The following is a 7,679-nucleotide window of genomic DNA, read 5'->3' as shown; positions in this document are numbered from 1 at the left end:
GGGGTATAGCCAAGCGGTAAGGCAACGGATTTTGATTCCGTCATGCCTAGGTTCGAATCCTAGTACCCCAGCCATTTTGCGGAAGTAGTTCAGTGGTAGAACACCACCTTGCCAAGGTGGGGGTCGCGAGTTCGAACCTCGTCTTCCGCTCCAAAAAATTGGCGGCATAGCCAAGTGGTAAGGCACAGGTCTGCAACACCTTTATCACCGGTTCAAATCCGGTTGCCGCCTCCATATAGCGCCGGTGTGGCGGAATTGGCAGACGCGCTGGACTCAAAATCCAGTTCCTTCACGGGAGTGTCGGTTCGACCCCGACCGCCGGTATATTATGTAGTACGACTCTACCTCTGCCAGGTAGAGTTTTTTTATTTGGTTTTTGGGTAGTTAAGTTTGAAAGAGGTGTTGTAGAAATGGAACGACAAAAGTTATGGACGCGAAACTTTATTCTTATTTCGAGTGTCAATTTTCTACTGACACTCGTTTTTTTCTTATTAGTTGTGATCATTGGTCTTTATGCTGTTGATTCGTTTAAAGCCACAACGAGCCAAGCTGGTTTGGTTACTGGAATTTTTATTGTAGGAACCTTGATCGGTCGATTGCTCATCGGTGGAAAGATTGATGAAATTGGACGAAAAAAGACATTACTTATTGGGTTTATTTTGTTTAATGCAGTCACTTTGTTGTACTTTGTACAGGTAGACATAACGATTTTATTACTTACGCGCCTGTTGCATGGTATTTCACTTGGAATTGCAAGTACAGCTGCAGCAACGATGGTAGCTTCTATTATTCCAATTGCAAGACGTGGAGAAGGGATCGGCTATTTTAGTATGAGTTCAACCCTAGCTACAGCAATTGGTCCGTTTGTTGGATTAATGCTGACACGCGTAACTACTTTCCCTGTAATTTTTTTGATTTGTTTCATTGTAGGAGTAGTTGGTTTAGTCATTGCTTCATTAGTTCAAGTACCTCCAGTAAAAGCTTTAAAGGATGAAAAGGAAACATCATTCTCAATCCGAAGTCTTATCGAACCAAAGGCAGTTCCTATAGCATTTGTAACACTTGTTATTGCGTTCTGCTTCTCGAGCGTTTTATCATTCATGAATTTCTATGCGATTGATTTAGACTTGATTGAGGCTGCCAGTGTCTTCTTCTTGGTGTATGCTCTATCCGTTCTTATTTCAAGGCCATTTACAGGGCGTTTAATGGATCGAAAGGGAGCAAACTATGTGATGTATCCTGCGTTTGTTTTATTAGCGTTAGGTCTTTATCTATTAAGTACAGCTACAAGCTCCCTTACGTTCTTGATAGCTGCAAGCTTGATTGGTTTCGGATTTGGAAACATGCAATCTTGTACACAAGCAATCGCAGTTAAGCTGACGCCGATGCATCGTATGGGCATGGCTACATCTACATTCTTTATTTTCTTGGATGCTGGGCTTGGTTTTGGGCCATATTTATTAGGAATCATGTTAGGGTTTTTAACGTATGCCGAGATGTACTTTGTGTTAAGCATTGTTGCACTCAGTGCTGTTTTGCTTTACTTCTTTGTGTATGGGAAAAAGGACAAAGAGTATCAGCAAATTTACTAGCTATTGCAGATACCATTAGAATTTGCTATAGTGAGGTTCATATAGAAGAGTCTTTGAAGTGGTCAAGTACGTAATGTAAACGTTCAGAAAGTGCAGTGAGTGATGAGAGCTGCGCCGTCCATGCATGCGGAAACCTCCCATGGAGATGCTGTGCAAACACAGCCGGTTCGTCCCCGATAAAGACGCTTGAGATCGTCCTTGTGACGAATGAAGGTGGTACCGTGTCTATCCAGCAGGAAGGCGCCCTTTTGGGTGTTTTTCTGCTTTTTATTTTGTCAAAATTAAAGGAGGTAATACAATGTCAGTACAACAAAATGATTTTTCAAAGTGGTACATCGATACGATTCAAAAAGCAGATTTAATGGATTATACACCTGTTCGCGGATGTATCGCATTCAAACCAGATGGTTATGAGCTTTGGGAGAGAATACAAGCGGAGATGGACCGTCGTTTTAAAGAGACAGGTCACCGCAATGCGTATTTCCCGATGTTGATTCCTGAGTCTTTCTTCCAAAAAGAAAAAGACCATATCGAAGGTTTCTCACCTGAATTACCATGGGTGACAGAAGCTGCAGGCGAACAGTTAGAAGAACGTCTCGCATTACGTCCGACGTCTGAGACGATGATTGGTCATCTTTATTCAGATTGGATCAAAAGCTATAGAGACCTCCCTGTACTGATCAATCAATGGGCAAATGTTTTCCGCTGGGAGAAAAAGACGTTACCTTTCATTCGTACATCTGAATTTTTATGGCAAGAAGGACACACTGCTCATGTTGATGAAGAGGATGCACGTAAAGAGACGATGCAAATGCTTCAAGTTTACAAAGAAGTAGTAGAAGACTTACTAGCGATTCCAGTATACGACGGTCAAAAAACACCTTCTGAGCGCTTTGCGGGTGCAGTAGATACGTTCTCAATCGAGGCGATGATGAAAGACGGAAAGGCTGTTCAAGCTGGAACATCTCACTATCTCGGGACAAAATTTGCGGAAGCATTTGATATTAAATATTTGAATAAAGAAAATAAGCACGTGCATGTTCACACTACATCTTGGGGAACATCGACTCGCTTGATTGGTGCCATGATCATGGTGCACGGAGATGAACAAGGCCTTGTATTGCCACCAAAAATGGCGCCAACACAAGTCGTATTGATTCCAGTAGGACCTTGGAAAAAGAAGCCTGAAATCGTGGAGAACTTGGATAAAATCTTTGCTGAACTAAAAGCAAAAGGCATTCGTGTGAAATTAGATGATTCGGACCAATCTCCTGGATACAAATTCAACGAATGGGAACTAAAAGGTGTACCAGTTCGTGTTGAACTTGGGCCTCGTGATTTAGAGAATGGCCAAGCGCTGATGAAAGCACGTGATGCAGAAGAGAAGACAGCAGTCGCTCTTGACGATCTAGTCGCATCGATTGAAAACGAATTAACAGTGATGCAGACTCGACTTTATGACAAAGCGGTTGTTTTCCGTGAAGAGAATAGTCATACGCATGTGGACACATTAGATGAGTTAAAAGCACATATCGAAACTTCACAAACAGAAGGAAAGATTCCTGGATGGATTCTTGGTGGCTGGTGTGGAGAAGACGCATGTGAAGAGAACGTCAAAGAAGAGACGAAATTCACGACGCGTAATATTCCTTTCGATCCACCGACTGAGAAGAAAACATGTATAAACTGTGGTAACGAAGCGAAACATAGCGTGTGGTTTGGTCGCGCGTATTAATAGCAAAACGCCTGCTTGTCACTAGGACGAGCAGGCGTTTTCTGATCCGGTTAAGATTTTGCTTACGCATCTAATTTTTGGTTGGTCAAAAGAGATGGGGAACGTTGGAACGAGTGAAGGGTTATGGGTTGGCTTCACAGGTAGTTGGTTGAGACCGGATCAGCTTCTGACAAGAGTCTCACTTGTCAGAAGGTTACTCGTAACGAGATGCATCAAACTCTAGTTCTACTTGATAGTTCTTAGCATTGACAAGACCTGAAACTTTATTGGCATTTCTTTCATATTGCAGCGCTTTTTCGCGGTATTCTTCTGGGTCGAAACGGGCAACACGCATATAGGCTGCCGCTTCTCCGTATCCATACTCCGGTTGTTCTTTAGGAGATGCACCAAGCTGTTTATAAAGCTTTGCTTGCGCACGAAGCTGCATCGCATACTCAATAGCCTCTACCAACGGAATTTGTTCTCCTTGATAGTCTATTGCTGTAGCAAGGTTTGCTTTATAAATTAAGCGGTCAAGAAGCATGATGTCTTGTCGAATCATTTTAATATCGCTATCGACATCATCTACGGAACGTCGTTGTTCTGGTAGAGCTTGGCCTTTTTCAGAAAGTGTAAATGCAACACGCAGCATTTCTTGTTCGAGTTCTTGTACTTGTTTCGTTAAAAGGCTTCGTAACCGTATACCATCTGCTAATGTAAAAGATGTCATTTAAATCGTTCCTTCCGGATTGGATTTGGATAAGAGAAGTTGTTTACAATCTCCACCATGAATTTGCGTGAACATGGACTGAACAGCATTTAAAAGTTTCCCAGCCTGTTGATCGGCCGTTTCAGGTGTAAGATACACGATATGTAAAGCATCTGTTGTCTGAGTCGTCACCGCAGTTCGCACCGAGTCGACATAGGGACTGCCGAATGGACCAGTTGCATCATGGGAAGTTAGAATACCTGTAAGAGTGGTTTCACGTCCATTTAATGCTTCGTAGGATGTGCTTTCGTCTCCAATGGCAAAATGTAGATGTCCATCAAGATGAGCCGTATCATATAAGCCAAACGGGATGCCGTAATAAAGAGAGAAGAATGTGTTACTATCTATGCCTGAATGCACAGGAAGCATGTAATTCTGCTTTGCCACCCGACGATAAAGGGCCTCAGCGGAAGGACGGTAACGGGTAGGGTTTGTACCTGTCTGTTTAAAAATGGTGCGGTAACTTGTAAGTGTAGGAAAATGTTCGAATCCATGCTCCTCAATTTCAAAAAAAAGTTGCTCTTGAAATAGTTGCAAGCGCCCTTTAAGCATTTGAGGAGAATCGCCTACAGAAATTTTGGTATAATGGATAAGTCCGATTTTCAGCTCAGGTACTCGTTCGATGAGTTGAGAATCAAGTGATACACGCATATATAACCACCCTTTCTATTTGACATCATACCACAGGAGGTGAGGCAGGTGAATGTACGCGATTTTCAAACCCAATTGATTCACTATGCCCACTCCATTGGGATTGATAAAATCGGCTTTGCGCGAGCAACACCTTTTCCAGATTTGAAGCAGCGATTACTTGTTCAACAACAGCTGGGGTTTGCTTCAGGGTTTGAAGAACCCGATATCGAGAAGCGTACAGAACCAGAGTTGTTGCTAGAACACGCGCAGTCCATCATCTCGATTGCAATCGCCTATCCGTCTAAAATGAAAGACGCTCCACAAAGTAAAAGAGGGGCGCGTCGCGGTATTTTTGCACGTGCTTCCTGGGGGATGGATTATCATACGGTGCTACGTGAGAAGCTTGCGCAACTAGAAGCGTTCATCCTTATTCATGTACCAGATGCTAAATTGAAGTCGATGGTGGACACAGGGGAACTTTCAGACCGAGCTGTTGCTGAGAGAGCTGGAATTGGCTGGAGCGCTAAAAACTGTTCCATCATCACACCGGAATTCGGTTCGTATGTCTATTTAGGAGAGATGCTCACAACGCTTCCCTTCGAGCCTTCTGTCCCAATGGAAGATGAATGTGGAGATTGTCGCTTATGTTTGGACGTTTGTCCGACAGGGGCTCTGATTGAAGGAGGCCAATTAAACGCACAGCGCTGCATTGCGTTTCTCACGCAGACCAAGACGATGATTCCTCAAGAGTTCCGTGCGAAAATTGGGAATCGGATTTACGGCTGTGATACGTGTCAGACGGTTTGTCCGAAAAATAAAGGCAAACATACAGCGCACCATCAGGCCTTCACCCCTGACCCAGAGCTTGTAAAACCATTACTCTTACCACTTGTTGAACATACCAATCGTACGTTTAAAGAAACATACGGGCACATGTCTGGTGCTTGGAGAGGGAAGAACCCGATACAACGAAACGCACTCATCGCACTCGTGCATTTTAAAGAGCGAGAAGCTATTCCGAAATTCATTTCGATTTTGCATGAAGATCCTCGTCCAGTGATGCGTGGAACGGCTGCTTGGGCACTTGGAGAACTTGAATCAGACGAGGGAACGAGTGCGTTAAAATTGCGCCTTGAAAATGAAGAAGATGCCACTGTGCGTTCTGAAATCCAACTTGCTTTAACTAAAGGAGAAAACTAATGGCAATTCATATTGTTTTATATCAACCACAAATTCCAGCGAATACCGGGAATATCGCGCGTACTTGTGCAGGGACTGGAGTCAAGCTTCATTTGATTAAACCACTCGGATTCTCAACAGATGATAAAATGTTGAAACGTGCAGGGCTTGATTACTGGGAGCATGTCGACATTACGTACCACGAGTCACTGGAAGACTTTATTGCGACTTATCCCCAAGGAGAGTTTTTCTTATTAACAAAGTTCGGTTCGAAGCCCCATACCGAATTTGATTATAGCGACCTGAATAAAGACTATTTCTTCATCTTTGGACGTGAGACAACCGGTCTTCCTGTTGAATTCCGAGAAGCGCATCCAGAACGTGCCCTGCGTATTCCGATGAATGATAACATTCGATCACTCAATTTATCGAATACCGCTGCCATTTTAGCATATGAGGCGTTGCGTCAACAAAACTATCCTGGACTCCATTAAAAAAGGACAGCCTCCAAAACGGAGACTGTCCTCTTCTATTATTTTTGAGTTGTTGAACCTGGTTTGTCATCATAGCCTGCAGTTAAGATTGCAGAAAGGAATGCTACACATACACCGAGGATTAAAAGTAATTTCATGGGTTGTGCCTCCTAGCTTAATAGTCTGTTTCAAGTATACAGGATTCTATTTAAAAAAGAAATGCCGAGCAATCGGCTAATTATGGCGAAAAAGCGTCAATTGGGCTAACATGATAAGAAAAGGAGGAGACAGCACATGACGAAAGAGAACACTTCACGAGAGAATGGGTCCATGGCTTCGAATATGGATGAGCTTAAGCAGCTCGGTAAGCAGATGGAAAAATTACGTGATGAGCGAGAACTCTCACAAGATGAGCGCGTCGCCGACCCAAGTCAACACGATAAAGCACCAGAGATTCAAAAACGCGAGGAGTGACACGAGTGAACTTATCCCTACAGGCAACGAAGACACTACAAAATGGAATAGAAATGCCGCGTCTTGGACTTGGCGTATATAAAATGACAGACCGAAAGGAAGCGCTACAAGCGATTTCACACGCTTTAAAAACGGGATATCGCCACATTGATACAGCGTCATTATATGACAACGAGCAAGAAGTAGGCGAGGCGATACGTCATTCTGGCATTGTACGCTCTGATATTTTTGTCACGACAAAAGTCTGGAACACCGATCAAGGGTACGACCAAACATTACGAGCTTTTGAAAAATCACTTAAGCTTTTAGATATGGACTATTTAGATTTGTACTTGACTCACTGGCCAGTGGAAGAGACATTTGTTGAGACGTACCGAGCAATTGAACGCTTATACGATGAAAAACTGTTGCGTGCGACAGGCGTTTCTAACCACCATGCCCATCACTTAGAAAAAATCATGGCTTCGGCAAACGTTCCGCCAATGGTCAATCAAGTAGAATGCCATCCACGTCTTGCACAATTTGAGCTTCGTGAGTTTTGCGCAGAGCACAACATCGCCGTCACAAGCTGGTCTCCACTTTCACGCGGGCGACTGTTAGAAGAACCGAGTCTTGTGCGTCTTGCTGAGAAGCATGGCAAGTCGACTGCACAAATTATCATTCGCTGGCATTTACAAGGGGACCTTATTGTCATTCCTAAGTCTGTAAAGCCGCACCGAATCGAAGAAAATGCGGATGTGTATGATTTTGAATTATCAGCAGAAGATATGCGTATAATCGATGCCTTAAATCGCAACGAGCGTGTCGGAAAAGATCCGGACAATTTTCATTTTGATTTTTAACCT

The 7,679-nt window shown here is 43.4% G+C and carries 8 protein-coding genes and 3 tRNA genes; 9 read left to right on the top strand and 2 right to left on the bottom strand.

Annotated features, from left to right (window positions below):
* The first annotated feature begins 78 nt into the window (after window positions 1-78).
* The 5 genes from AB5N96_RS10940 (at window position 79) to proS (ending at window position 3,327) form a co-directional block, all read left to right on the top strand.
* Window positions 79-153: transfer RNA gene (locus AB5N96_RS10940), tRNA-Gly, on the top strand.
* Window positions 154-160: 7 nt separating this feature from the next.
* A tRNA-Cys gene (locus tag AB5N96_RS10935) sits at window positions 161-234 on the top strand.
* Window positions 235-240: 6 nt separating this feature from the next.
* Window positions 241-324: transfer RNA gene (locus AB5N96_RS10930), tRNA-Leu, on the top strand.
* Window positions 325-410: 86 nt separating this feature from the next.
* On the top strand, window positions 411-1,592 hold the full coding sequence (locus tag AB5N96_RS10925) for an MFS transporter (RefSeq protein WP_204588788.1): 1,182 nt from the start codon (window positions 411-413) through the stop codon (window positions 1,590-1,592).
* Between the two features lie 298 nt (window positions 1,593-1,890).
* Window positions 1,891-3,327 carry a proline--tRNA ligase gene (gene proS / locus AB5N96_RS10920; RefSeq protein WP_499705510.1) on the top strand — a complete coding sequence of 479 codons (1,437 nt, stop codon included), beginning with the start codon at window positions 1,891-1,893 and terminating at the stop codon, window positions 3,325-3,327.
* A 193-nt stretch (window positions 3,328-3,520) separates the two neighbouring features.
* On the opposite strand, the gene AB5N96_RS10915 is transcribed toward proS, so the two are convergent.
* Both AB5N96_RS10915 and AB5N96_RS10910 read right to left on the bottom strand, forming a co-directional pair.
* Window positions 3,521-4,036 (bottom strand): hypothetical protein, encoded by a 516-nt coding sequence (locus AB5N96_RS10915; RefSeq protein ID WP_204588790.1) that lies wholly within the window; start codon window positions 4,034-4,036, stop codon window positions 3,521-3,523.
* A complete protein-coding gene (locus AB5N96_RS10910; protein WP_204588791.1) occupies window positions 4,037-4,726 on the bottom strand; it encodes a B3/B4 domain-containing protein in 690 nt (229 codons plus the stop codon).
* Window positions 4,727-4,774: 48 nt separating this feature from the next.
* Between AB5N96_RS10910 and queG the strand changes: the two genes are divergently transcribed.
* The 4 genes from queG to AB5N96_RS10890 all read left to right on the top strand — a co-directional run bounded on the left by queG (window position 4,775) and on the right by AB5N96_RS10890 (window position 7,676).
* Window positions 4,775-5,908: a tRNA epoxyqueuosine(34) reductase QueG gene (queG, locus tag AB5N96_RS10905; RefSeq protein WP_499705509.1), complete on the top strand. Its 1,134-nt coding sequence runs from the start codon at window positions 4,775-4,777 to the stop codon at window positions 5,906-5,908.
* The gene (gene trmL, locus AB5N96_RS10900; RefSeq protein WP_499705508.1) at window positions 5,908-6,381 is read left to right on the top strand and encodes a tRNA (uridine(34)/cytosine(34)/5-carboxymethylaminomethyluridine(34)-2'-O)-methyltransferase TrmL; all 474 of its coding nucleotides are present in this window, start codon (window positions 5,908-5,910) and stop codon (window positions 6,379-6,381) included. Before queG ends, trmL begins: the two co-directional genes overlap by 1 nt.
* Before the next feature lie 273 nt (window positions 6,382-6,654).
* Window positions 6,655-6,834 (top strand): hypothetical protein, encoded by a 180-nt coding sequence (locus AB5N96_RS10895; RefSeq protein WP_204588794.1) that lies wholly within the window; start codon window positions 6,655-6,657, stop codon window positions 6,832-6,834.
* A 53-nt stretch (window positions 6,835-6,887) separates the two neighbouring features.
* Window positions 6,888-7,676: an aldo/keto reductase gene (locus tag AB5N96_RS10890; protein ID WP_239584767.1), complete on the top strand. Its 789-nt coding sequence runs from the start codon at window positions 6,888-6,890 to the stop codon at window positions 7,674-7,676.
* Window positions 7,677-7,679 lie beyond the last annotated feature (3 nt).

Origin of the sequence: Chryseomicrobium imtechense, assembly GCF_041475995.1 — a bacterium.
Classification (GTDB): Bacteria; Bacillota; Bacilli; order Bacillales_A; family Planococcaceae; genus Chryseomicrobium; species Chryseomicrobium aureum.
The sequence above is the reverse complement of the archived record's forward strand: the minus strand, read 5'-3'. Positions and strand labels throughout refer to the sequence as shown.

Coding starts and splice junctions, on each gene's coding strand:
- trmL (WP_499705508.1), top strand. CDS start 5,908: ATGGCAATTCATATTGTTTTATATCAACCACAAATTCCAGCGAATACC.
- AB5N96_RS10915 (WP_204588790.1), bottom strand. CDS start 4,036: ATGACATCTTTTACATTAGCAGATGGTATACGGTTACGAAGCCTTTTA.
- proS (WP_499705510.1), top strand. CDS start 1,891: ATGTCAGTACAACAAAATGATTTTTCAAAGTGGTACATCGATACGATT.
- AB5N96_RS10925 (WP_204588788.1), top strand. CDS start 411: ATGGAACGACAAAAGTTATGGACGCGAAACTTTATTCTTATTTCGAGT.
- AB5N96_RS10890 (WP_239584767.1), top strand. CDS start 6,888: ATGCCGCGTCTTGGACTTGGCGTATATAAAATGACAGACCGAAAGGAA.
- AB5N96_RS10895 (WP_204588794.1), top strand. CDS start 6,655: ATGACGAAAGAGAACACTTCACGAGAGAATGGGTCCATGGCTTCGAAT.
- AB5N96_RS10910 (WP_204588791.1), bottom strand. CDS start 4,726: ATGCGTGTATCACTTGATTCTCAACTCATCGAACGAGTACCTGAGCTG.